This is a genomic window from Paenibacillus rhizoplanae, from assembly GCF_042684125.1.
GTDB lineage: Bacteria > Bacillota > Bacilli > Paenibacillales > Paenibacillaceae > Paenibacillus_AQ > Paenibacillus_AQ rhizoplanae.
In genome coordinates this window covers 16,923-39,929 of sequence record NZ_JBHUKY010000020.1, presented here as the reverse complement: position 1 = coordinate 39,929, position 23,007 = coordinate 16,923, and the positions used below count along the sequence as shown (strand labels likewise).

At 52.2% G+C, this 23,007-nt stretch carries 27 protein-coding genes and 1 other annotated feature; of the genes, 3 read left to right on the top strand and 24 right to left on the bottom strand.

Annotation, left to right across the window (positions count from 1 at the left end; translation table 11 throughout):
* Positions 1-4: 4 nt before the first annotated feature.
* The 21 genes from ACFSX3_RS09905 to ACFSX3_RS09805 all read right to left on the bottom strand — a co-directional run bounded on the left by ACFSX3_RS09905 (position 5) and on the right by ACFSX3_RS09805 (position 16,916).
* On the bottom strand, positions 5-544 hold the full coding sequence (locus ACFSX3_RS09905) for a hypothetical protein (protein WP_209993917.1): 540 nt from the start codon (positions 542-544) through the stop codon (positions 5-7).
* Positions 545-651: 107 nt separating this feature from the next.
* Positions 652-900: a trp RNA-binding attenuation protein MtrB gene (mtrB, locus tag ACFSX3_RS09900; protein WP_209993918.1), complete on the bottom strand. Its 249-nt coding sequence runs from the start codon at positions 898-900 to the stop codon at positions 652-654.
* Positions 901-1,004: 104 nt separating this feature from the next.
* Entirely contained in the window at positions 1,005-1,277 is a 273-nt protein-coding gene (locus ACFSX3_RS09895; protein ID WP_019909963.1) for an HU family DNA-binding protein, read from the bottom strand.
* Between the two features lie 354 nt (positions 1,278-1,631).
* The gene (gene spoIVA / locus ACFSX3_RS09890; RefSeq protein WP_209993919.1) at positions 1,632-3,110 is read right to left on the bottom strand and encodes a stage IV sporulation protein A; all 1,479 of its coding nucleotides are present in this window, start codon (positions 3,108-3,110) and stop codon (positions 1,632-1,634) included.
* Between the two features lie 431 nt (positions 3,111-3,541).
* A complete protein-coding gene (locus ACFSX3_RS09885) occupies positions 3,542-4,300 on the bottom strand; it encodes a DUF3939 domain-containing protein (protein ID WP_209993920.1) in 759 nt (252 codons plus the stop codon).
* A gap of 53 nt (positions 4,301-4,353) precedes the next feature.
* Positions 4,354-4,725: a 2Fe-2S iron-sulfur cluster-binding protein gene (locus ACFSX3_RS09880; RefSeq protein WP_339218764.1), complete on the bottom strand. Its 372-nt coding sequence runs from the start codon at positions 4,723-4,725 to the stop codon at positions 4,354-4,356.
* 24 nt (positions 4,726-4,749) lie between these two features.
* Positions 4,750-5,343 (bottom strand): hypothetical protein, encoded by a 594-nt coding sequence (locus tag ACFSX3_RS09875; protein WP_379256106.1) that lies wholly within the window; start codon positions 5,341-5,343, stop codon positions 4,750-4,752.
* Between the two features lie 104 nt (positions 5,344-5,447).
* The gene (locus ACFSX3_RS09870) at positions 5,448-5,627 is read right to left on the bottom strand and encodes a DUF2768 family protein (protein ID WP_209993922.1); all 180 of its coding nucleotides are present in this window, start codon (positions 5,625-5,627) and stop codon (positions 5,448-5,450) included.
* A gap of 235 nt (positions 5,628-5,862) precedes the next feature.
* Positions 5,863-6,138, bottom strand: a complete 276-nt coding sequence (locus tag ACFSX3_RS09865; RefSeq protein ID WP_209993923.1) for a stage VI sporulation protein F — start codon at positions 6,136-6,138, stop codon at positions 5,863-5,865.
* A 67-nt stretch (positions 6,139-6,205) separates the two neighbouring features.
* Entirely contained in the window at positions 6,206-7,246 is a 1,041-nt protein-coding gene (locus ACFSX3_RS09860; RefSeq protein WP_209993924.1) for an NAD(P)H-dependent glycerol-3-phosphate dehydrogenase, read from the bottom strand.
* Positions 7,239-7,856, bottom strand: a complete 618-nt coding sequence (gene plsY, locus ACFSX3_RS09855) for a glycerol-3-phosphate 1-O-acyltransferase PlsY (protein WP_209993925.1) — start codon at positions 7,854-7,856, stop codon at positions 7,239-7,241. Before plsY ends, ACFSX3_RS09860 begins: the two co-directional genes overlap by 8 nt.
* Before the next feature lie 12 nt (positions 7,857-7,868).
* A complete protein-coding gene (der, locus tag ACFSX3_RS09850; protein ID WP_036698150.1) occupies positions 7,869-9,194 on the bottom strand; it encodes a ribosome biogenesis GTPase Der in 1,326 nt (441 codons plus the stop codon).
* Between the two features lie 175 nt (positions 9,195-9,369).
* A complete protein-coding gene (rpsA, locus tag ACFSX3_RS09845; RefSeq protein ID WP_209993926.1) occupies positions 9,370-10,698 on the bottom strand; it encodes a 30S ribosomal protein S1 in 1,329 nt (442 codons plus the stop codon).
* A 178-nt stretch (positions 10,699-10,876) separates the two neighbouring features.
* A complete protein-coding gene (locus tag ACFSX3_RS09840; RefSeq protein WP_209993927.1) occupies positions 10,877-11,464 on the bottom strand; it encodes a lysophospholipid acyltransferase family protein in 588 nt (195 codons plus the stop codon).
* The gene (gene cmk / locus ACFSX3_RS09835; protein WP_339218773.1) at positions 11,461-12,171 is read right to left on the bottom strand and encodes a (d)CMP kinase; all 711 of its coding nucleotides are present in this window, start codon (positions 12,169-12,171) and stop codon (positions 11,461-11,463) included. Before cmk ends, ACFSX3_RS09840 begins: the two co-directional genes overlap by 4 nt.
* Positions 12,172-12,382: 211 nt before the next feature.
* Positions 12,383-13,036 carry a flagellar brake protein gene (locus tag ACFSX3_RS09830; RefSeq protein WP_209993929.1) on the bottom strand — a complete coding sequence of 218 codons (654 nt, stop codon included), beginning with the start codon at positions 13,034-13,036 and terminating at the stop codon, positions 12,383-12,385.
* Positions 13,037-13,257: 221 nt separating this feature from the next.
* Positions 13,258-14,616 (bottom strand): germination protein YpeB, encoded by a 1,359-nt coding sequence (gene ypeB / locus ACFSX3_RS09825; protein ID WP_209993930.1) that lies wholly within the window; start codon positions 14,614-14,616, stop codon positions 13,258-13,260.
* An 87-nt stretch (positions 14,617-14,703) separates the two neighbouring features.
* Positions 14,704-14,850 carry a hypothetical protein gene (locus ACFSX3_RS09820; RefSeq protein ID WP_179090427.1) on the bottom strand — a complete coding sequence of 49 codons (147 nt, stop codon included), beginning with the start codon at positions 14,848-14,850 and terminating at the stop codon, positions 14,704-14,706.
* Positions 14,851-14,926: 76 nt separating this feature from the next.
* Positions 14,927-15,622 (bottom strand): glutamic-type intramembrane protease PrsW, encoded by a 696-nt coding sequence (gene prsW, locus ACFSX3_RS09815; protein WP_209993931.1) that lies wholly within the window; start codon positions 15,620-15,622, stop codon positions 14,927-14,929.
* Positions 15,623-15,699: 77 nt separating this feature from the next.
* Complete coding sequence (locus ACFSX3_RS09810) at positions 15,700-16,314, bottom strand: genetic competence negative regulator (RefSeq protein WP_036698160.1); 615 nt, start codon at positions 16,312-16,314, stop codon at positions 15,700-15,702.
* A 230-nt stretch (positions 16,315-16,544) separates the two neighbouring features.
* Complete coding sequence (locus tag ACFSX3_RS09805; protein WP_209993955.1) at positions 16,545-16,916, bottom strand: hypothetical protein; 372 nt, start codon at positions 16,914-16,916, stop codon at positions 16,545-16,547.
* 94 nt (positions 16,917-17,010) lie between these two features.
* On the opposite strand from ACFSX3_RS09805, the gene ACFSX3_RS09800 reads away from it, so the two are divergent.
* Positions 17,011-17,919 (top strand): polysaccharide deacetylase family protein, encoded by a 909-nt coding sequence (locus tag ACFSX3_RS09800; protein ID WP_379256100.1) that lies wholly within the window; start codon positions 17,011-17,013, stop codon positions 17,917-17,919.
* A gap of 93 nt (positions 17,920-18,012) precedes the next feature.
* Here the strand turns inward: ACFSX3_RS09800 and ACFSX3_RS09795 are convergent, their stop codons facing one another.
* The 3 genes from ACFSX3_RS09795 to ACFSX3_RS09785 are packed head-to-tail and all read right to left on the bottom strand — an operon-like array spanning position 18,013 to position 19,822.
* Positions 18,013-18,807 carry a metallophosphoesterase gene (locus ACFSX3_RS09795; RefSeq protein WP_209993933.1) on the bottom strand — a complete coding sequence of 265 codons (795 nt, stop codon included), beginning with the start codon at positions 18,805-18,807 and terminating at the stop codon, positions 18,013-18,015.
* Positions 18,808-18,854: 47 nt separating this feature from the next.
* Complete coding sequence (locus tag ACFSX3_RS09790; RefSeq protein WP_209993934.1) at positions 18,855-19,232, bottom strand: hypothetical protein; 378 nt, start codon at positions 19,230-19,232, stop codon at positions 18,855-18,857.
* Positions 19,229-19,822: a CPBP family intramembrane glutamic endopeptidase gene (locus ACFSX3_RS09785; RefSeq protein WP_209993935.1), complete on the bottom strand. Its 594-nt coding sequence runs from the start codon at positions 19,820-19,822 to the stop codon at positions 19,229-19,231. Before ACFSX3_RS09785 ends, ACFSX3_RS09790 begins: the two co-directional genes overlap by 4 nt.
* A 67-nt stretch (positions 19,823-19,889) precedes the next feature.
* Here ACFSX3_RS09785 and ACFSX3_RS09780 point away from each other — a divergent pair, with 67 nt between their 5' ends.
* Entirely contained in the window at positions 19,890-20,795 is a 906-nt protein-coding gene (locus ACFSX3_RS09780; RefSeq protein WP_209993936.1) for a hypothetical protein, read from the top strand.
* A 113-nt stretch (positions 20,796-20,908) separates the two neighbouring features.
* Positions 20,909-21,136, top strand: a binding site (T-box leader).
* A 209-nt stretch (positions 21,137-21,345) separates the two neighbouring features.
* Positions 21,346-22,938 (top strand): phosphoglycerate dehydrogenase, encoded by a 1,593-nt coding sequence (gene serA, locus ACFSX3_RS09775; RefSeq protein ID WP_209993937.1) that lies wholly within the window; start codon positions 21,346-21,348, stop codon positions 22,936-22,938.
* Positions 22,939-23,007: the final 69 nt, after the last annotated feature.

Genomic DNA, 23,007 nt, shown 5'->3' with positions numbered 1-23,007 from the left:
CGGTTCAGGGATAAATGAACTGCTTTTTCCACAGCTCGCTTTCGCTAATGCGGAAGCCGTTCTTCAGCGAATCGGGAAGAGGGGAATTGCCTGCGTTCTGCAGCCCCTCCTGCAGGAGGGGCGTCCACTCACTCCGGCGGATATCCCCGGCAAGCAGCAGACGGCGGGTATCCAGCCATTGATCCTCAGCGACCACCCTCAGCAGCAGCTGGTCCACATTCGCAGTCTCCTGAATGGCGAACCCGATAGCCAGAGCCATGTTACGGTACAGCTCCTGCGGTTCGTGAACATCACCGTTCACTTTGAGATCCAGAGACAATACCCCATTCTCCCAGCCTGCCTTGTCAATCATCAGACTGAGCGGAATCTCACTTAGCGCATCTACCAGATTGTCATTCTCCAGGACCAGGCCGCCAGGGCCGATAGTCTGTACTGCGTTATAATTGCTCTGGGCAGTTAGAACGTTGCCGGCCAATTGCGGCAGCAGCAGGGTAGTAGCTGCACTGAGCAGCATCGCCGTTCCGATTAGCCAGCTCCGGTTCATGACAAGCCCCCTTACTCATAATTTCCGCTGCTCTGCAGGAATATACAGCACCGCAGAGCGGCCCATACCTAGTTATATTTTGAAAAAAAGCAGGCTATGCCTGCTTTTCAGCTTTCACTCTCTAATTGTCCGTGTTTGCTCCAGATTTCAGCCTTGCCGCGGATTTTCATTGCTGAGGTGTGATCGGTGAATTGGGCAATGAGCACCTCGCCTTTGTCCAGCTTCTCCGTATGGTGAAACCGTGTGTCCAGCCCTCTGGTCAGCCCGATGACCTGGACACCGTTCTCCTTGGCCTTGACTATGATATAGTCGCTGCCGGACGGTGCAGGATTCACATCATTCTTCTTCTCAGTCATTGTAATCCTCCTCAAAGTTTGTGAGCCTCTCTCAAAAACAAATGCCGCCTTGGAAGGCGGCATCGTTGTTATTCAAGGACTATGGGGCAGATATGTAGAAATCTTTATTTGATTCCGTCTTTCAGCGCTTTACCGGGTTTGAATGCCGGTACTTTGCTTGAAGGAATTTCGATTTCTTCACCAGTCTGCGGGTTGCGGCCTTTACGTGCGGAACGTTCGCGCACTTCAAAGTTTCCGAAGCCAACCAGCTGGACTTTATCGCCGCTTTGCAGTGCACCTGTGATCGCTTCAAAAACGGCATCTACCGCTTTCGTAGCATCTTTCTTGGGAAGTTCAGTTGCTTCTGTAACTACGTTGATCAAATCTGATTTATTCATGTCTTCTCACCTCCCTGATTAAAAGTTCCGGTATCATACACTCTTTCCGTTTCAACGTAAAATATACGTGATAATCCCGTTTATTACTAGATACTGGCACCTCTCTTCTAGAAGCGCAACAAACTTATAGTAATACAGCCCACCCATAATTTCAAGGCGTTCCTCAAAAAAGGAGCAGAAAGTATCATGTTTGCCTTCCTTCCGCTGCATCCGTGCAGTCTATTACTACCAATTATTCCGTAAATGCGGAGGCTTTCCAGGGAGAATCCCCCTTTTCCACTCTAGCAGCGAAAGGGCCCGGAAATAGCAAAAGAGCGGGATAAGCTCCCGCTCCAAAGATCACGCTTATTTCAGTTAGAGGATGATGGCGATCAGGCCGCCCGAGCCCTCGTTGATAATCCGGCCCAGCGTTTCCTGCAGCTTATAACGGGCGTTATCCGGCATCATTGCAATCTTGCCCTGGATACCTTCACGGACTATGGAATGCAGGGACCGGCCGAAGATATCCGATTCCCAGATCTTGATCGGGTCATTCTCAAAATCCTGCATCAGGTAACGAACCAGCTCTTCACTCTGCTTCTCCGTACCGATGATCGGCGAGAACTCCGACTCGACATCCACACGGATCATATGGATTGACGGTGCCGTTGCCTTCAGCCGGACTCCGAAGCGGGAGCCTTGGCGGATCAGCTCAGGTTCATCCAGCGCCATCTCGGCCAGAGAAGGTGCGGCAATGCCATACCCCGTGGTTTTGACCATCTCCAGCGCTTCCGAGAAGCGGTCATATTCGCGCTTGGCATGGGAGAAGTCCTGCATCAGCTGGAGCAGGTGATCCTTGCCGCGAATCTCAACACCGACTACCTCCATCAGCACCTGATCATACAGCTCTTCAGGAGCGTAGAGATCAATCTCAGCTACTCCCTGGCCCATGTTCATGCCACTGAGGCCTGCCCTGTCAATGAAATCATATTCTGTAAACTGGGAGACCAGGCGGTCCACATCACGCAGACGGCGGATATCCTTCACGGTATCACGGACAGAATTCTCATAGTTGCTGCGCAGCCAGTGGTTCTCGCCCAGCACCATCACCCAGCTTGGCAGGTTAACATTGACCTCATGTACAGGGAATTCATACAGGACTTCACGCAGCACACCGGTCACATCGTCCTCGGTCATATTCGCAGCGCTGAGCGTCATCACCGGAATATCGTATTTGAGGGCAAGCTCACTGCGGAGCTGCTGGACTTCCTCACTGCGCGGCCGGGTGGAGTTGATGACCAGCACGAACGGCTTGCCGACCTCCTTCAGCTCTGCGATAACACGTTCTTCGGAATCGACATACGAGCTCCGCGGAATCTCGGCAATCGTACCGTCGGTAGTCACTACTACACCCAGAGTAGAGTGCTCCTGAATGACCTTGCGTGTCCCGATTTCAGCCGCTTCCTGGAATGGAATCGGTTCCTCGAACCAAGGAGTCGAGATCATGCGCGGACCATTTTCATCCTCATACCCTTTTGCGCCTTCCACTGCATAGCCTACACAATCGACCAGCCGGACATTGACCTCCAGGCCTTCGGCCACCTTAATCTGCACCGCATTGTTGGGTACGAATTTAGGCTCGGTAGTCATAATAGTTTTGCCTGCCGCACTTTGCGGCAACTCATCGACCGCTCTTACCCGGTCTGCTTCACTTGTGATGTTCGGCAGAACAATCGTTTCCATGAAGCGCTTGATGAATGTCGATTTCCCCGTGCGAACCGCGCCGACGACGCCAAGATAAATGTCTCCGCCGGTACGCTCGGCAATGTCCTTGAAAATATCCACTTTTTCCAAAAGAGATCCCCTCCTCATATTACTCCGAAGAAAAAATGCCTGAAGAGCATCGACTTCGCGTTCCGCCGGCAAACTGACCCTTGCAGGACAACCACCGGACTAAGCTTTGCCCGCCCGAAGCCTAGCTTAATTGCCTGAGGCGAAGCAAGGTTGCCCCGCGCTAAACTCCGAATGCTCGGACATGCATTTGGACTAGTATCATCATATGTATCCGTAACGGATTTATGACCAGCGTCCTCGCATTTTGCAGCTGAAATTTCGTATATCCTATCTAGCTCACCAACGCGTCAAGACGCCCGCAAGTCTTCTCATCAAGTCTATGAGGGCGGCCTTCGGCCTAGAACTACTATTCTTACTGCGCTTCCCAGCAAAAAAAACAGCAATTCTCCTGTTCTCGGAGAACTGCTGCCCTAGATTATAATAGTGTATTGCTAGTCTTGCGGAGCCTGCGGGACCGGTTGGCCCTGGGCCCACAGATAAGGGAGTGACTTGACGGGGACATAGTACGAGGCCTGCTCAAGCTCCAGACGCAGGTCACGGTCTGCCGCAGGCACACTGCCGTTCTTATCGATTGCTGAAGCAATATCCGCGCTGTAATCTACATAGACTGTCCCGCTGCGATCCATCAGGAACCCGAGTGGCTGACCCGAATATACACTGCTTAGCTTGATCGTCCCGGTTCCTGCCCGTTTGGCGTCGATGGACGCAAGACCGGGATACAGCTCCTCCCCTGCCGGAAGCTTCCCGCCGTGCCCAGACTTGTAGAGATTCACCTTACGCTGGATATCGTTAACCTTCTGCACAGTCACCAGGTCCATCAATTTGACCTGAGGGTCCGTCTCCTCATTCAGCACCAGGAAATGGGCGCTGCCGCCCTTCTCGAACGCTGCCGCCGGGATTTCATCCAAGTACCCTTCCTGCTGCAGCTTATTCAGATCAATCACGAATTTCTCGTATCTGGGCGTGGTCTGATCGCTGGTCAAGATCGGCAGCAGCCCCTTCTGCTCCTGATAATCATCTACCGCCGCCTGCACCCGCTTCACACTCTCGCGGTATCCGCTGCCGGGCTGCTGTTGCTCCCCGGGATACATGCAGCCGCCTAGAGACATGACCAGCAAGACAAGTAAAGGCAGCAGCAGCGCCGACCTTTTCCGTCTCTGCCTGAGCTTCACCAGATGCATGGAGTCCATTCGCGAGGCTCCTCTCTGTTGTCTTATAGGTGCATACACACCGGGAGTGACCGTCACCATAAGTCCTCCGCTTCGCCACGGCGCGCCGCTTCCAGTCTGCGGCGTACAGCAGCCTTCAGCGGGTCCTCGGGAATATGCACACGGACATCGCCCCATACGGCGGCCTGACAGGCCAGACGGACGCCTTCATCCAGCAGGCTGCCAAGCTTGCGCTTCTCTGCCTCTGCAGGAGGCCTAAGTGCTCCGGCATCTGCACTCTCCACGGATACTTTGCACATCATACATCCCGCCTTGCCCCCGCAGCGGGTCGGCAGCTTAATTCCGGCTTTACGCACAGCCTCCAGCAGCGAGACGCCATGCTTGACGGAGGCGCTGCAGTTGTCCGGAAGGAAAGTGACCGTTAGTTGCGATTTAGCATTCATCATACAGTCTCCTTCCTTGGATTCAGGTTAAATACGTATAGATTCGGATATTCCAAGCAGCTCGTCCAATCTCGTCTGCAGATCAGCTTCCAGCTGGTTCTCCTGAATGAGCTGCTCCAGAAGCGGCAGATGGACGGCTACATTCTGCTTGATCAGCTCCGCGATGGCCAGGCAGCGATCCTCCCTGCACCGCAGCAGATTGAAGATCAGCTCATGGACAAGCGGCATCAGGGCCAGCCGGCCGATCCCTTCGTAAATGCATTTCGGCGCATGGGGCTGCAGCAGACCGATATCCACTGTATATTGCCCGGAGCCGCTGCCGATTCTGAATCCGCCCACCAGCTCAACCTTCACCTCCCCGATGAAGTAGAGTCCGCGCAGGGAGTAACAGCCTCCGCTATCATCCTCTTCCGGCGCGCTGACTGTGTACCTCAGCAGTGCTTGATGAAGCCGCAGGGTATCCTCCAGACTACAATAAAGGTCAATATCGCGCGGAGCAGCACTCAGCCGAACCCCATGCAGCAGCAATCCGCAGCTCCCCCCCAGCAGCCATACCGGCGGCTTGCCCGGCCCGATACAATCTAGCTCTTCTGCTATGCTGCCAAGTGCACTCTCAAGCACATAGGGTATTCCTGAACCGGCCATCGATCAACACACGCCCCATTCCTGTAAAATCAATTAACGATTCTGTCAGAAATACGTCTGCCTTAGTCTAATGTAAATGCTTACATAATTGAAGCGGCCCCGCCCAAAACTCCAAGCAGCAGGATAACAAAGGCAATAATCGATAGTACAGCTCTAAGCAGGCCCTTCGTCTTGCTGCGTGCAAAAGTAATTAAAAAAACGGATAAGCCCATAATCAGTACCGCAATCAGGGACAGCCACATTTTTGTCATCGGGTCCATAGGTCATGCGCCTCCATTTCACTTTTCCCGGATTGCGACTATTATAGCGTGAATCCGAACATTTTTTAAGTATTAATTTACAGTTCAGCCCCTGTGAATAGTAAAATAACCCCACAAATAGAAATTCTTATCTTTTAAAAAAAGGCATAAACCGCGGAATCAAGTTGCATTCCGGAGTCTATACCCAGTCTGAAAAGGGGCCATCCGCAAGGGATGGCCTTAATTAACGAATATGCTATTTTTTCAGCATCATTTTCATTAAGGACTCCATTGTACCGGAACCGGCGCCGCCTTTTTTAACAGCATTGACGATCTCCTGTACGGTAGTCTCGCTGACAGGCACTTTAGCCATCGCTGACACCTGCTTAATTAACTGGCGGAGCTGGGCTTCATTCTGCGTAGTGCCCGGCTTAACCGTACCGGCCAGCTTTTTGATGGCACCTTCCGAAATGTTTTTGCCCGTCTTCTTGTTGATGGCGTTCAAAGCATCCTTGGAAAAATCTTTGCTCACTGTTCATCCCTCCTCCGTCAATCCCCATTAACAACATATGAGATATTCCGGCAAAAGGTGAACGTGATCAGGAATGCCACTGCTCCCAGGTCTCCTGGGAAATGGCCTCCATCTCTGTCTTGCGGTCACGGCCCATCAGAGCTTCCACCGCATTACGCGGTGTTCTGCCCTTGAACAGCACATGATAGATCTGGTCGGTAATCGGCATCTGCACACCCAGCTTCAGCGAGATCGCATAAGCAACCTCCGTCGTCCGGATGCCTTCAACAACCATGCCCATCGAGTCCAGCACCTCATTCAGAGGCTGACCTTGACCCAGCATGGAGCCGGCGCGCCAGTTGCGGCTGTGCTGGCTTGTTGCCGTTACGACCAGGTCACCAAGTCCGGCAAGGCCGGAGAAGGTTAAGGGATTTGCACCCATCTCTACCCCGACCCGGGAGATCTCGGCCAGGCCGCGGGTAAGCAGCGCCGCCTTCGCGTTGTCCCCGAAGCCAAGTCCATCGGATAGTCCCGCACCCAGCGCGATTATATTCTTCAGTGCACCAGCCAGCTCTACCCCTAGCTGATCCCTGTTCGTATACACACGGAAGTCGTTGTTAATGAACAGCCCCTGCGCCGCCTTGGCACGACTCTCATCCGGCGAAGCCACGACAACCGTGGTCGGACAGAGCCGTACCACCTCCTCGGCATGGCTCGGCCCGGAGAGCACAACAATATCGCTTTCACCGCAGCCCAGCTCTTCCGAGATCACTGTGGACATCCGCTTCATGGTCTCGGTCTCGAAGCCCTTCGTGGCGTGAATACAGAGCATATCTTCCTTCCAGAACGGCTTAAGGCTATGTGCCACCTGGCGCATTCCGGAAGAAGGCGCCACAATGACTACCGCCTTCGAACCGGAGACGGCAGTCTCCATGTCCGTGGTGGCAATAATATTTCCAGGGAGCTTAATCCCCGGCAGGAAATGATGATTCGTATGTGCTTCATTGATCTCGGCAGCCTGCTCAGGCTTTCGCGTCCACAGATAAACCTCCGAGTGGTTAGCCGCCAGCACAGTAGCCAGCGCAGTTCCCCAACTGCCCGCGACCAGCACGGTTACTTTATCAGACAACGCGATTCCCCTCCTTGGCTTTGGAGCCGATTTTGTTCTCACGGCCCTGCGAGATCTTCACGATATTGCTGCGGTGACGCCAGAAGGCGAACACCACGATGATCAGACTTCCCCATAACTCTGGAGTCGTATGCACCGTGAACAACAGAAACACTGGAGTCAGAGCCACAAAAATCAGTGAGCCCAGCGAGACATAGCGGGTAAGAACAATAGCGAGAATAGCAACCGCACCGGCAATCAGCGCAGGCCAAAATACAAGCGTTGCCATCACGCCAATCGTTGTTGCAATCCCTTTGCCCCCGCGAAAGTGAAAATAGACCGGCCAGTTATGCCCGATGATGGCAGCGAGACCGCAGACCACGGCGACCCAGCTTCCCCATCCCCCGGCCCATGTGCCAAGCCAGACTGCGGCAATTCCCTTCAGTACGTCCAGAAACAGCACCAGTATGGCCGGTCCCTTCCCCATCACACGCAGCGTATTGGTCGCTCCCGCATTGCCGCTTCCATATTGGCGGATATCAATCCCCTTAAGCAGCCGGGCGAGCAATACACTGAAGCTGATGGAGCCAAGCAGATAGCTTATAACGATAACCAGAAGTTCAAACGCCACTACTCTTCTCCCCTAACCTTCGTTCTCGGATTTACGCCGTGTAAAGAGGCGGATCGGTGTACCCTCGAAATTGAACGCTGCGCGCAGCTTGTTCTCCAGATAACGTTCGTAGGAGAAGTGCATCAGCGAAGGATCATTGACGAATACCACGATGGTCGGCGGCTTCGTTGCTACCTGGGTGACATAGTTAATGCGCAGACGGCGGCCTTTGTCCGTAGGCGGAGGATTAATCGCCACAGCATCCGATACCACATCATTCACCAGGTGTGTCGTAATCCGCAGGGCGTGCTGTTGAGCCACATGCTGTACAACAGGCAGCAGCTTCTGCAGACGCTGTTTCGTAAGCGCAGACAGGAATACCACCGGAGCATAGCTCATGAACAGGAAGTGATCACGGATGTTGCGTTCGAAGTTCTGCATCGTTTTGTCATCTTTCTCAATCGCATCCCATTTGTTGACGACAAAAACCGAAGCCTTGCCAGCATCATGTGCATACCCGGCAATGTGCTTGTCCTGGTCGATGATGCCTTCTTCGCCGTTGATTACAACGAGTACAACATCAGCGCGCTCAATCGCCTTCATGGCTCTCATTACACTGTATTTTTCCGTGTTCTCATAGACCTTGCCGCGTTTGCGCATACCCGCTGTATCGATCAGCACATAACGCTGGCCATCCCGTTCAAACGGGGTATCGATCGCATCACGTGTAGTACCCGCAACATCGCTGACAATGACGCGTTCTTCGCCTAAAATCGCATTCACGAGCGAGGATTTACCTACATTGGGACGACCGATCAAGGCCACACGGATCACATCTTCATCATATTCCTCATCTACCTTGTCCGGAAGACGTTCAACGACCGCATCCAGCAGATCTCCGATTCCGGTTCCGTGGCTTCCTGAAATTCCGATCGGGTCACCAATTCCAAGGGTGTAAAATTCATAAATATCTTCGGTGCGCTTCATATTATCCACTTTATTGATAGCCAGAACGATCGGCTTGCCGGAGCGGAATAGAATCTGCGCGACTTCCTCATCCGAACTCGTGAGTCCGCTCTTCGCTTCGCACATGAAGACGATCACATCCGCTTCCTCAATCGCCAGCTCCGCTTGAACGCGGATCGACTTCAGAATTGCGTCTTCCCCGTCAATCTCAATCCCGCCAGTATCAATGACACTGAAAGATTTGCCGTTCCAGTCGGAGACTCCATATATCCGGTCACGTGTAATCCCCGGTTTATCTTCTACGATGGCCAGTCTATCGCCAATCAGCCGGTTAAAGATCGTCGACTTTCCGACGTTAGGCCTGCCGACAATGGCCACTACGGGTCTTGCCATATTCATTCCTCCTGTCTTCCTTACGTTACTCATCATAGCAAAAAACAATACAATTGGCTAACCGTCTTATTGCTGCCTTACCGCTCTCGTGTACGCCTTGGAAAAGACAATCGGCGAACCCTCTGATCGAGGGCTCGCCGATTACTTTACCCGTTATGATGAGATAACAAAGGGATTAGTTGTTACCCTTGAATTTGTCGAGCTTGTCGCCGAAACGTTCAGCCAGTGTGAAGCTGAGGCCTTCGTTGCTGAGCGATACGTTAGGATTGTTCAGCACTTCCTTAGGCGCTCTGTCTCTGCTGTTGCTGCGTTCTGGTCTGGCCGAAGGAGCCGGAGCTTCTTCAGTTTCCTTGATGCTCAGGCTGACGCGCTTCTCGGATGGGTTGAAGTCAAGCACTTTCACTTGTACTTCCTGTCCTTCTTTGAGCACTTCATGCGGAGTACCAATGTGCTTATGGGAGATCTGGGAGATATGCACAAGGCCTTCAACGCCTGGCAGCAATTCAACGAATGCGCCGAAGTTTACAAGGCGTTTAACTTCGCCTGTAACCACATCGCCGATGTTGATCTTACCCGCTGCGGAATCCCAAGGACCTGGGGCAGCTGCTTTGATGCTGAGGCTGATTTTACCCTTCTCAGGATCAACCTTAAGTACTTTAACGCGAACCTTGTCGCCTTCGGATACTACATCGGATGGCTTCTCCACGTGGTTCCAAGCGATCTCGGATACGTGAACCAGTCCGTCTACGCCGCCAACATCAACGAATGCGCCGAATTGGGTCAGGCGTTGAACTGTACCTTCGATGATTTGACCTTCGGACAGCTCGGCCATAATCTTCTGCTTGTTCGCTTCGAATTCTTCCTCCAGAACTTCTTTGGCGGAGAGAATTACCTTGCTGTTCTCACGGTCAAGCTCTTTCACTTTGACACGCAGAGTGCGGCCTTTGTAATCGCTGAAATCTTCAACGAAGTGACGCTCAACCATGGAAGCCGGGATGAAGCCGCGCGCGCCAACATCAGCCACGAGACCGCCTTTGACAACGTCAGCAACAGTAACTTCAAAGGATTCCTGGGAAGCGAAATACTTCTCCAGATCTTCCCATGATTTCTCGCTGTCGATTGCACGCTTGGAAAGCACCAGGCTCTCCTTGTTGTCGTTGATGCTGACAACCTTGCATTCCACTTCCTGGCCAACTTCTACCGCTGCTGCGGCATTGTCCAGCTGTACGGAAGACAATTCGCGAATAGGAATTACGCCGTCGTATTTATATCCAATGCTTACATAAGCTTGGTTATCTTCGATTTTGACGATTGTTCCTTTCACGGTATCGCCTTTTTTCAGAGAAATGATTTCCAGACCTTCCTGGCTTGTCACTTCTTCTTCATTGCTGGCAACTGCTTCTGCAGACTCAGTTACAGCGGATTCCACAGCTTCTGCCCCTTCTACGGTCTCGTTATTCTCAACGTTATCCGCAGCTTCTTGATTCTTGATTTCTTCAGACATGTGATTACCCTCCTCGATTCAAAACCCCATTTATTTAAACCCGCGTAGAGCAGAGTTCAAAACAATCATTCATTGCTTCAGTTAAACATTTCACTTTGTAGATTAGTATGTTCCAAAAAATAGCGGTTATGCTGTAATTTATAAGCTATTCCCGGAACAACAGACTTAACTCCCGGTCTTACCGCGAACTGGGCTTGCCGGTGCTGATCATTTCATGGATGCGTCCCATAATTACATCGGTTACAGCTTCCAGAGAATCACTTCCCGCACCTTCAAAGGCACTAAGGTCTATGGGTGCCCCATATACAACAGTCATCCGGCGAAACGGCTTGTAGGACCCGATAATAGCTGCCGGTACAACGGCTGCGCCGCTGCGGAGCGCGAAGCTTGCCGCCCCCTTCTTGGCTGAACCGGAATCGGAGTTCCGCGTTCCTTCCGGAAAGATGCCCATCATATGTCCGCTGCGAAGCGTATTGAGGGACGTCTTAATGGATTCTTTGCTTACGCCGCCACGTTTGACAGGAAATGCGCCCAATTGCTTAATGAGCCAGCCCAGCACCGGAACGTTGAACAATTCCGCCTTGGCCATATATCTTACCTGTCGTTTCAGCTTAATGCCGATCGTCATAGGATCAAGCAGGCTGATGTGATTCGCGCAGAGCAGGACTCCACCCTCCTTCGGCACATTCTCACTTCCCACAATCTTGAGCGGGAACAGTATGGCATAAATCATACGAAGCAAGGCAACGCAAAATGCATAAATCATAAATAATTTCTCTCCCCGTTAACATAGGTTCTGCAGTGGGAGACGATGGCTTCCACGGCCTGAAGGATATCCATATGCGTCGTATCCAGAAGAATTGCATCTTCGGCACGGCACAGCGGTGAAATCTCCCGGCCTTCATCAAGCCGGTCCCGCGCTGCAATATCCTGTTCAAGCTGCTGGAGAGTCACTGTTTCCGTATCCTTCAGTTCCTTATAACGACGGAGAGCACGCTCCTCCACACTTGCCGTCATGAAAATCTTCACTTCGGCATCCGGCAGTACGGTTGTACCGATATCCCGGCCGTCCATTACGACTCCCTTGCGGAGCGCCATCTGACGCTGCAATTGACTCAGCTTGGATCTTACACCCTCAATCTTCGAATACTGCGACACCTGGCCGCTGACCTGAAGACTGCGGATATGCGGGGTCATGTCTTCCCCATTAATCAGCACCTTCTGCACATCTTTCTCCGGCAGAAGCTCAATCGCCATATCATGGACTTTCCGGCCCACCAGCTCATGTTCTTCCGCAGCTATGCCTTCACGAAGCATATACCAGGTGATTGCCCGGTACATGGCACCCGTGTCCACATAAATGTAAGACAGCTCCCGTGCTACCAATCGGGCTACAGTGCTCTTGCCTGCCCCGGCAGGTCCGTCAATGGCGACGTTAATTCGGTCGTTAGTATGTGTATCCTGCCTGTCCAACGGGGCATTCCTCCTCAAACACTCTTCCACAAAAATATGCCTATCGACATATCTCTCTAGGAACTTGCTCATATTCTCAAGAAAAAAGCAGGCATTGCCTGCGACTTATAAAATTATACCACAGTTTGAACCCCAGTGCAAAATGACATTGAGGTTTTTTAGGGAGAAAAAAGCTGATTTAGGGCCACTATAAAAAATTCTGCGCAGGGAATCAGCGGTTGCGGAAATCGAATTGGCGTTCAAAGCAGTACCGGATAATTTTTTGCCGTTCCGCATCGGAAATGGCAGAGAATTTAACCATGACCAGATTCCGCCCGGTCTCCAGCGGTTTGATCCGTACAATTTCGCCTTCGAAATTAACATGCTCCGTGCTTCCGTTACGGTAGGAAACGAGCAGCCAGCAGGCCAGCTTGTCGGCCACCTCCAAAGTGATTTTGGCATCGCTGAGAAATGACGTTCCGCCGCCGCCGATATCCTCGGTACGCACCAGGAACCGGCTGCCCAGGGCATCCTTAACGGCCAGCTCCAGCTCAGCATTGACGCGGAAGAAACTGCGGCGCTGCATTTTGAAGATGGATTCTGCCGCAGGCTTCCGCAGCCGGACCATCCGGATAACCTCTTCCTTGAATCCGAGCACATGAGTATTGAAGTAATTCTTGATGCCGCCCTCTGTGAGAAAATAGACCGACAGCTCGTCACCGACGAACAGCTTCTTAAGCCGCCCGTTGCTCTCATGCATAGGAATTTCTATCAGGAAGCTCTCGTCCTCCATATCAGCAATCCTTGCCCGGTACTGGGTCTCAGACTCAGCCGCATCGCTGGATGCCACCTGGAGATATAGATACTCATTGATTTTGGGATACAAACCTGTCACCGCCGCTTGAGTTAGTAATAAATGCTAAACTGATTATAGCATGCCCTTTCATAACCGGTCAGAAATATTATTAGGCATGGAACCGTCCCCGTTACCCCCAGCGTGAAGCCTATCTATATTTCATTGCAAAAAAAAGACGCCTCCCGCTTCCGGAAATGCGTCTTCTCTATATAGCCGTATAGCCGTGCTTAGGCCGCCCCGGCGAATCCCGGCTATTTGTCCTGCGCTCCCAAGGAGGTGCGGATCTGTTCCACCGCTTCCTCATTGCCGTCTGCGGCATTCAGATAAATTCTGAACTGCGAGCCGTTGATTTTGCCGCCGAATTCATAGGTCAGCAGTTCAACAGCATCCTCATTCTCGATCCAGGCCAGCCTGTTATACAGCTCCTTGAACTCGGGGTTAAGCATCGCCCTGGCTTCAGCTAGGGACAGCTGCGGCTTAGGCAGCTCGCGCTTCTCCTTATGCTCATGAACATAGTCGCTGGCCTGGAACCCTGTAGCTTCACCGGTGTCCAGCCCGACGCGAACCGTCAATTTCTCGGGATAGATCAGCACGCCGCCCTGGCTGCTGACGAAAGTCAGATTGCCCAGATTATCATAACGATCCGCACTGACTGCGGTCATGCCGGGATATCCCTTCTTCTCCAGGAACTTGCCTGCCTTCTCCACCGCCTGCTTCATGGATACTTTGGCCGGCCCTACCTCACGGTTGTCGTTGTATGAGATCAGCAGTCCGCCTTCCGCCGTGAAATCCATCGAGACCGGCTCCTTATGATCTGCGGAAGTCACATTGGCTGTGTAAGAAGCCCACTCGGTCCCCTTACCGTTCTCCTGAATCTTCACTTGTGCCTTCCCGCCCAGCCCGGCGAATTTCAGCGCCTTGGCCTTGATCTGCTCTCCGGTAACCGGCTTGCCGCCCAGCTTCTTCACCGACCGCTTGGCATAGATGCTTGCAACCGAGGGGCCATAGTCCAGCTCCGGATAAGCCGCCACGCGTTTGTCTACTGTTTTGAACCCGTCGATGATTGTGTTGTCTTCGGCCTTCTGCTCTGTAGCAAGCGCAGTCTCCACATCCATCCAGCGCAGCTTCTTGCCGATGACCTTGTCCTGAACCGTCTGCAGGTCCTTGGAGATTTCAGCCGAATTCTCGTAGAGCGTCTTCAGATTCGCCATCTCGCCCTCTGTCAGCGGCTTCTTCGTGAAGTCACGTACCGCAGCCTTGTAGGAGAAATTAGCGATCTTGGAGAGGAACTCCTCCGTCTCACTGAACGGCAGCAGCGTCAGCGGCAGCTGGTTAATCTCGTTCTGCGCCTCGCTGGTAATCCGCCATACATTGACCAGTCCCTTGCGGTGCCTTCCGTTAGAGGTAGTGTTCACCGCAAGCGTATTTCCCAGTTCCCCGTGAAGCCGCTCCACATGAAAGGACAGATCATGGAACGCGCGCTGATACTGGTTCTCCGCCTTGATCAGAATCGAATTCTTCTCCTGATTCTCCTGATATCCCCAGACTAGCGCTCCGAGCAGCAAGAGTGCGGTAAGCGGGAACATTATGGCACTTAATCTTTTGTACATAGGTCCGCATAGCTCCTTTCAGTAGCTTATTGCCGTTAGTTTGACAATAACTGAGAAGTCTTATGCACTTTTTCAAGAATCCGGTCTTCAGGCCCGTTCCTCAATCTCAAAGCCGCTTACACAGCTGCACAGACACTGCTTGAAGCCGGTCTGGACAACCCCCTGCTCCTTGTTCCCTCTTAATATGTAGGTTTCACCGCACTGCTTGCAGACAATCCGAACTTTTACTCGCAAAAAAAGACACCTCTCTCCTTCCTGGAATTCCTAGCCTTAAGGAACTGCCCTGTAGGATTAAGTGTGTCCATCTCGATTATAGGTTAACCTCTTCCTCACGCTTCAAAAAGCGAAACGGGGAACGGCTGTTGGCCCGCGCTACCTTCCCCATGCCTCCGTACCATAAAACAGCCATCAGGGGTACGATAAACCAGATCCAATAGTTAGCTGTCGTGGCGAGCAGAAAATCATAAATCCCATGCCACAGCCAAGGCAGAAGCAATGAGATCAGCAGAATCTTGCGGGTCTTGACCCCGCCGGAGAACTTGGCTCTGCCCATATGGTAGCCCATAATTACGCCGAACATGGCATGTCCGGAGACCGGGAGCAGCGCCCTTAGGATCATGGTGCCGATTGAAGCATTGCTGTACCACGCATACATTACATTCTCTATCGTTGCGAAGCCGAGCGAGATCGCTACGGCATATAGTATTCCATCATAGGGCTCGTCAAATTCGGTATGATTGTAAATCATATGGTACAGCACAAACCACTTCAGGGCTTCTTCCACACCCGCTGAGATCAAAAAGGAATCCACATAGGGACCGCCGTCCAGCCCCAGCACAAGCCCCCTCTGGATAATCATCACCGGCAGCACGATCATCATGCCCAGCAAAAACACCTTCAGCACCATGAGAAGCGGCTCCTGGTCGTACTTGTCTTTCAGATAGAAAAAAGTCAGCAGCGCAAGTCCCGGTGCTACTGCTGACGTAATGACCGATAACAAAAGCACCGATTAGCCTCCCTTGCGCTTAACCTAATGTCTGCTGAAGCCCGTAAAGGCCGGACCGGCGCCTTCCCGTCTATCCCTTATTCCTGGCGTTTAAAATGATTGCACAGAGTCTGAATGGCATTCTCTGCCATAACCGTCTTGCCGTATTCGGCCAAAACAGCCTGAGTCACCGGAGATGAATCTCCGAATTCTGCAAGCACGCCTACCAGTCCTGACAGTGCGGCCTCTTCAAATTCCTTCGGATCGAAGTAGAGATACCATTTATCATTATAAGAATACAGTTGTCCTTGAGAAGTAATATTGCCGATGAGCACATGAGCCGCTTCCACCAGAACCTCGAAATCGCGGAATGCATACACAATGGAGTCGCTTTGTTCAAGCGTAACTTCCATTTCGTAAATCTCTTCAGGCAATTCATCTTCCCCGGCCCCACCGTACTGATGGTGATCATATTTCCCCCGGGTCACTATAACGACCATGCCTTGCGCGGGCAATGCGAACACTTCCACGGCAAGCGGACCTGTGGCGTCAAAACCTAACTCGCTGTACGCCTGATCCATCATTTCCGTAAAGAGGTCGTGCACCTTGGGAACCTCCTGCCACATATCTTCCTTCTGGATGCCCCGCTCGCTCAGGTCGTCAAAAGTGAGGAAAATCCGTATCTTATCTTGACTTAATCGCTCTATTCTCATGACAGGATCCTCCTTTGCAAGCTCATTTAATATTAATGTATGATGAGTCCCGAGTAATGAGCCAAAAATGGTTACTATGTAAGTATGTTATCATTTCGAAGCTACAAATGCACGTAAATAAATATAGATTTAGCCCATTTTGCTGCCCATTATATGTAAAGCCATATTAAAAAAGAATCACTTCAGCGATGCCAGCACCGCCAAAATGATTCTGCAATGGCCTGATCCGGTTACAAACCCGGTATGGCTGTATGAGTATCCTTGAGAATCTGCTCCACTTCATGCTTCACATCAGGGTTGCTGCGGATGAAATCCTTCAGCATGTTCAAATTTGATTCTTTGGACTTTAACAGGGAATCCTCTTTGTGATTGTCCCCGCCGGATGCATGAGAGCCAGAGTGGTCATTGCCGCTGCCCGCTGCCGTGCTGCCGAAGCCGGTCATGGCCATTCCCATAATTTTGTCCTTGGCTTTGTCACCCGCATTGTAGGAAGAACCGTTCGAGTGCAGCAACGCAGACATCATGGCGCTGCGTTTTTTGGACATAATCATACTGGCGGCTGCACCAATCAGCACCCCGCACAGAAATGACGAAGTATTCATATCTCCAACCTCCTTGTATGGTAAAATCATGCTTAGTGTTCGCGGAAAGGTAGCCGCTCATACAGCCAAACAACAAGAAAGCGAGATGAAAAAAGTGGGTAAAGCAACAATAACGCTGCTCCTGGCGGCTTGTCTGCTGTCAGCTTGCAGTAACAGCGGGAATACAGGCAGCCCGGCAGCGGAGAAGACGCCGCAGCCTGCGGCAACCCAGCCGGCTGCGGCAGCAACGGCAACAGCGGAGTCGACCGCATCGCCTGCACCTGATACGACAACATCACCGGAGGCCACTCCTGCCGCATCAAGCGGGACGGACAGTCCCGCAGCGCAGCCGACACCTGCAGCCAGCGATGCGGAAGTGCCGCTGCTGTACCATATGAACAAGAATTATGACATTGTCCCGAATGATCCGGCGACGAACAAGAAGGTAGTCCTGCTGACCTTCGATGACGGGCCGAAGGAAGCGGAATTAATCAATCCGCTGATGGATACGCTGGACAAGCACAAGGCCAAGGCGATCTTCTTCGTCAACGGTTACCGGGTGAAGGAGCATCCCGAGCTGCTGGAGCTGATTCACAACCGGGGCGGCGTGCTCGGCAACCATAGCTGGGATCACATTGTGCTGAAGGATAAGCCGGAAGCCGAAGTCAAGAAGCAGATTGAAGATGTTCAAAAGATCGTCAAGGAAATTACCGGCGAGACCCCCCACTTCTTCCGCCCGCCGCATGGTGCCGGCGGTGACGTAGGCAAAAAAATTGCCGCTGCAAACGGCATGCTCTATATGACCTGGTCCAATGGCTCCCTCGACTGGGAAATGAAAGCCAAGGATACGGACAAGACCAGCAAGCTGATCAGCAATGTGACCGATCAGCTGCATTCCGGCAGCAATATCCTGATGCATGAGCTGCCTTGGACGGTAGAGGCGCTTGACACTCTGCTTACTACGCTTGAGGGCAAGGGCTACAGCTTTGTAGATCCGCGCAGCATTGAGCTGAAGATGCGCTAAGCTCTGAATTCGTCCATAGAACAAGCAAAAACGGCTGCCCCGCGAATGAGGGCAGCCGTTTTTTGTCGTGTTAAGTATCCCTCACATTATTCCCTAAGAACCGGAGCCCTGCTGTCCGCAGCGCAGGGTCAGCACATGCATCTCGGCCGGACTGCGCCAGCGCAGCGGCAGATGTGCCGTGCCGAACCCCCGGCTGATCAGCATCTTCAGCGGCGGGAGAGCCGCGCCATAGCTCCGGGGAATCTCATACATCCCCGCATTATATCTGCGGTAGAACTCGTCGGCATGCCGGTTCCCGATCAAAGGCAGTACAACCTGGCCTCCATGAGTATGCCCGGCCAGAATCAGGTCAGCAGGCACCTCCTGCTGCCGGGACAGCCAGAGCGGATCATGCACGAGGATGATCCGGAAGGCTTCCGCATCCGCTTCAGCCACAGCAGGCAGAGGCCCGTAGGCCTTCTTGCCGCCTTGCCTCGGGAAATCCACCCCGGTCAGAATAAACTTCGCACCGTCCCGTTCAATGATGCAGTTCTCATCCACCAGCAGCCTGGCTCCGCTTCCCCGGATGATGTTATCCACCAGACTGATATTCGCCCGGTAATCATGATTGCCGTGAACGGCATACACAGGCGCAATGGAGGCGGCCAGTGTCATATTCTCCAGCAGGCGTTCTATGGAAGCGGCCTTCTCCGTCATATCACCGCCCAGGAAGACAGCGTCCACCTTCCCCCGCAGCGGGGTCAGCATCTCCTCCGGCAGACGGCGGCGGTGAATATCCGTAATGAGCAGTATCCGGTAGCCGTCGAACACGGCAGGTAGCCGCTCCATTACAATATCCTGATGATTCAACCGTTTTTTGAAGGCAGCAGCAACCATTAGGAGACCCATGATCCCTGCTCCCCCAAGACATACACCAAGTAGAATAAGCAGCACCGTCAACTCCATAGGCTGCCCAGATCCGGTGCCCCGTTAATTCCCCACCACAGGAGGAAGCCCAGCAGCATCAGAAATAAAACAATCAGCGAATTGATGAACATTTTACTGAACCGGATTCGTTCTGACGGATAGCTCTCTGCACGCGATGGAGTCTGTTCCCCTTCCTGCTGTGCCGCCTCACGCTCCGGCTTTCTGGAGGCACGGCGCCCCGACAAGCGCTCTTTTCTGGACAGGGTCCCTGCCACCGGTACCGGACTTCCCGCACGCTCTTCTGCTGCCCCGGAAGCAGGCTGACGCTTATCTGCTCTGGCCGGAGGCTGTTGTTCTATCTTCTGCTGTTTCTGGCGGGATTTTACCCGGCTTAATTGCTCTGTCATGACACCCTCCTGTAACGAATAACCATACCGGAGAACAAATCTATAAGGAAATGGCACAATATAGGTGCCCACAGACTGCCCGAATGGATATAGATAAGCCCAAGACCGTAGCTGCTGAGGAAGACCCAGCCTGTAGGAATCCAGTGCCGCAGATAACGGACATGAATAACAGCGAACAGTATACTCGTCCAATACGGTCCAAGGGAATGCTGGATCGCTCCACGGAACAACAGCTCCTCACACACCGCAACCACTGCCGAAATAACAACGATATGCCACAAGGGCCGTTTGCCGAACAGCAGCTCATTAATCCCCCCGTCATCCATGCTGTCTTCAGGAACAATATGGGTCAGCAGGAAATCAACAACCAGCATAATGACTGCGAGGCCAAGGCCCCAATACACGAAATGTACACTATCCGGAAAATTTAATATGTGAATAGGATTTCTTTTCTGTAATAATATCCATATCAAACCGATAAACAAGGTAAGGCCCTGAGTAATATACAGATTAATGAGTAACAGCTTGTCTGTTAACTGCTGTGGATCGGCCTTTTTAATTTTGATGTCACCCAATTTGAATTTTTTCATTATAACCTGCCTGTTCTATAAATGTTTTTACATAAGATAATTCACCTATACGAAGGAGCACTTAATCATGAACAGCCGTACCTCCCGCACTCAAATGATGTACACACTAGGTTTTTTGTTTTTTCTAATATCCGCATTCGCTTCATTTTTTACGGGAGTAAAGGTTGGAGCTGACAAGACGGAGGCCAAGTATTCACAGCTGAACGGCCACCCAAGCGCCCAGGAATTCTCCGGCTCCTATCAGCAGCAGGATCTTGTCACCTTTTATCATAACGTATTTTTGCCTTACCGGGAATTCAAGCGCAATTGGAACGTTCAGGTAGACGGTCTTGCCCGCAGCACGGATGCACGCCAGAATGCGGCAACGCTGAAGAATCTGAGTATTCTAGCGGACAAGCAGTATGATAAAGTTACCCAGGATTCGCTCTTCACCAATTCGCCGATGCTCTATGAATCCCAGCTTAATATTCTTAAGAGCCTCACGCTCTTCTCCCAAGCCTCCGGCAAGGTGACTGCGAATGCTTCCGGCGCCGAAGCCGCCAAATTGCTGAGAAGCGACAACTTCACAAGCAGTGCCGTGAGATTCGGGCTGCTGGCCCAAAAGAACTTTTATGATTCCATGCTCAAATGGGGGTCGAAGACCAACGCTTCCATTCCGCAGCAGTCCGGTGAGCTGAAGACACTCTCATTCATTCAGTGGAAAAAAATGCCGCTGCTGCTTAAGAATGCTTCCATCGCTAATATAATGCTGAACCGCGGCATTTACGCCGGATATGATCCGCAGGATATCACTGCCAAGATTGATGACATGATCTACTCCGGGACCGCCAGCTCGCTGAAGCTGAATGATATTCAGTCTTCCGTCACCCTGCTCATCTCCACCGGTGCGGTGCAGGAGCAGGACTTCATCAAGTGGCGGGAACAATATTACGACAAGGAAATCATGCCGCAGCTCCCTTTCTTCTACGAGTAGGACCAGTTATTGCATCATAACGAAAATTACGGTCCACTTCAAGGCGGACCCCCGCAGAAGAATCCTATTGACACACTTGGCATCACCATGTTACATTATGACAAATTAATCAAGCAAAACCGATGATGGAACAAAGATTAGTTGCAGTCTTCAGAGAGCCGGTGGGTGGTGAGAACCGGTGGCGGACATTAATCTTTAGCGCTCCTGAGATATTGTATTGAACACAAGAGTAGATACAATCGGATCACTCCGTTACCAGTGTGGCCTTTGCAGGCCAATGAGGCTGTAGCTTAACCGCTACAGTGAATTAGGGTGGTACCACGACAACTCTCGTCCCTTACTACGGCAGTAGTATGGGGTTGGGAGTTTTTTTGTTGCCATACACCCGTGAATTCGGTATCTCTGCAAGCTTATTCTTTTGTACGACAACGCGTTACCCCGGTGTTAAGCTGCTCATTCTGCTCTTGTAGGATTTGGTACTGCGGATTACCCTACCCGGTAATCCTTGGCATATATATTAGCTTTCCCATTTGAAGGAGGACAAGAGACCATGTTTAAAGTATTAGTATCGGACCCGATCAGCGATTTGGGCATTCAGCAATTGATGGACGCAAGCGATGTGACTGTGGACAAGAAAACAGGACTAAGTGAAGATGAGCTAATTGCAATCATCGGCGAATATGACGGCTTACTCGTTCGCAGCCAGACTACCGTGACTGACAAAATTATCGCAGCCGGTACTAATCTCAAGGTTATCGGCCGTGCCGGAGTAGGCGTGGACAATATCAAGCTGGAGGCAGCCACCCAGCGCGGTGTAGTTGTTATCAATGCTCCGGACGGCAACACCATTACGACCTGTGAACATGCTTTTGCCATGATGATGGCCTTGGCCCGTCATATTCCTCAAGCCTATGCGAAGACAATTTCCGGCGTATGGGACAGAAAGACCTTCCTCGGCGTAGAGCTGCGCGGCAAAACACTGGGCGTACTCGGTATGGGCCGGATCGGCAGCGAGGTTGCCAAACGCGCCAAAGCCTTCGGCATGAGCATCCTGGCCTATGACCCGTTCCTGACGGCTGACCGTGCAGAGAAAATGGAAGTGACGCTTGCTTCGGTAGATGACATTGTCCGTGGTGCCGACTTCATCACCGTTCACACACCGCTTACCCCGGAGACCCGCCACATGATCTCCCGTCCGCAATTCGAAGTGATGAAAAAAGGTATGCGCATCATCAACTGTGCCCGTGGCGGTGTCATCGATGAAATGGCGCTGGTAGAAGCGATTGACAGCGGCATTGTAGCCGGTGCTGCCTTCGACGTCTTCGAGAAGGAGCCGCCTGAAGCGGACCACCCGTTCCTTACACATCCGAAGATTATCGTGACTCCGCATCTGGGTGCTTCGACGATTGAAGCCCAGGAGAACGTGGCCATCGATGTATCGGAGCAGGTCCTCCATATCCTGCGCAACGAACCATTCATCAACGCGGTGAACATTCCGCCGGTTGCGCCTAGCGTGATGAACAAGCTGCAGCCGTACTTCACCCTCGGCGAGAAGCTGGGCAGCTTCGCTACTCAGATTACGGACGGGGCGATCCGCGAGATCCATGTGGAGTATGCCGGCGATCTCTCGGATGTGGATACCCAGCCGCTTACCCGCTATGTCGTCAAGGGCGTACTCACCCGCCACTTCGCCGGAGATGTGAACATCGTCAACTCGATGCATCTGGCGAAGACGCGCGATGTGAACGTAGTGGTGACCAAGGCTTCCAAAACCAAAGGCTTCACCAATCTCATCACAGTAACACTCAAGGCTGAGCATGATGAAGAGCGTCTGGTTGCCGGCACCCTGCTGCAGGGCTACGGCGAACGGATTGTTAAGGTCAACAAATTCCCGGTCGATATTGCTCCGGAAGGCCACCAGCTTGTCATCTCGCATAATGACAAGCCGGGTATCATCGGGCTCGTCGGTACCCTGCTTGGCGAGAACGATGTCAATATCGCATCCATGCAGGTTGGCCGTACTATCGTAGGCGGAGCCGCCATTATGCTCCTGACCGTTGATAAGGGTGTGCCGAAGGAGGTCCTGGTGAAGCTGGCCGGACTGCCGGAGATCAACACCGCTGAGGAGATCATTCTGCTCTAATTTTTATTTCTCCACAATAAAACACTCTTCGGGAGTGCGGGCTTAAGCTGCGCACTTCCAAAGAGTGTT